We start from the raw sequence: 1639 nt of genomic DNA on the forward strand, positions 1-1639 counted from the left end.
CGACGAACAGCCCCGAGACCTCGACGACATCACTCTCCGCCAACACCCCCGACGCCCACGACCAGGACACCTGCAGACACGGACCCGCCTCACCGTCCTGAACCACCGCATTGATCTCCAACGCATGCGGAACCGGCATCAGCGGATCCAAACCACTCCCCAACGCCACCGACTCAGCAGCAATCTGCCAAGCACCACCCCCACCCACACTGAACCGGCCCAAATAATTGAACCCGATCTCAGGCCGCGCCCCCCGCTCCAGCACCGCACCCGTCTCAGCATTCAAATACCGCAACAAACCAAAACCCAGACCACGATCAGGAACCGACCGAACCTGCTCCTTCACCCGCTTCAACACCACACCGGCCTGAGCACCACCAGCCCACACCTCACCCGCATCAAAAACCCCAGGATCAATCCGCAACGGATACGCACTGGTAAACCAACCCACCGTCCGCGACAGATCAACCCCCTCCACCACCTCCTCCCGACCATGCCCCTCCAACTCCACCAACACCCCACCCACAGAACCCGCAGACCCCACAGACCCCGCACCACGCCAACGCGTCACCGCCAACGCAAGCGCCGCCAACAACACATCCTCAACACCCGCATGGAAAACAGAAGCCACCTCACCCAGCAGCGGACGCGTCTCCTCCACAGACAGCTCCACCACCAGACCCCGCACCGACCCAGCCGTATCCCTCAACGGATCAAGCTCACGCGATCCCACCCGAACACCAGGAACCGCCACCATCTCCCGCCACAAACCCAACTCGGCAACCCGCTCAGCCGAACCCGCCAACCGCACCAAATGACCAGCCCAACCACGGAACGAAGTCCCCACCGGAGCCGGCACCACCACACCACCCCCCGACAACGCCCCCCACGCCGCCGCAAGATCCGGCAACAACACCCGCCAAGAAACCCCATCCACCACCAAATGATGCAAAACAAACAAAACACGACCCGACACACCCACACCCGCGTCGAACCACACCACCTGCACCATCACACCCGCCAACGGATCCAAACGCTCACGCGCCGAAACCGCCTCCCCCAACACCAGATCCTCCAACCCGGCACCCGTCACACCAGCCACATCCACACGACGCACACACCCCGCCGCATCCACCCCACCCAACGGCAACACCTCCAAACCCCAACCCGAACCCCACCCAGAACCAGAATCGGAATCGGAATTGGAGCCAGGGCCGGAATCGGAGCCAGAACCAGAACCGGTATCGGAATCGGAGCCAGGACCGGAATCCGGGACCACCCTCAAACGCAGACCGTCATGCTGATCGAGGACCGAAGCCACCATCGCGGTCAGCACCTCCAACGACAGCCCCTCCGGCGCCCCCACCAACATCGACTGCGAGAACCCCGCCAACGGACCACCACGCTCACGCACCTGATGCATCACCGGCGTCAACGGCACCACACCCACCCCGGCACCCTCAGCCTCAAACCCGGCACCCACCAGGCCCTCCGACACACCCGCCACCGAAGCCAGACCCCCCACCGACTTCCGCTCGAACACATCACGCGGAGAAAACACCAAACCAGCAGCACGCGCCCGCGCCACCAACTGGATCGACAAAATGCTGTCGCCACCCAACTCGAAGAACCCGTCGTC

The 1639-nt window shown here is 63.5% G+C and carries 1 protein-coding gene; it reads right to left on the minus strand.

The features are described from left to right. Positions 1 to 1639, minus strand: a 1639-nt coding sequence (locus AB0M92_RS39245; RefSeq protein ID WP_366107188.1) for a condensation domain-containing protein, incomplete at both ends; no start/stop codon positions are given.

Origin of the sequence: Streptomyces sp. NPDC051582, assembly GCF_040681715.1 — a bacterium.
Taxonomy (GTDB): domain Bacteria; phylum Actinomycetota; class Actinomycetes; order Streptomycetales; family Streptomycetaceae; genus Streptomyces.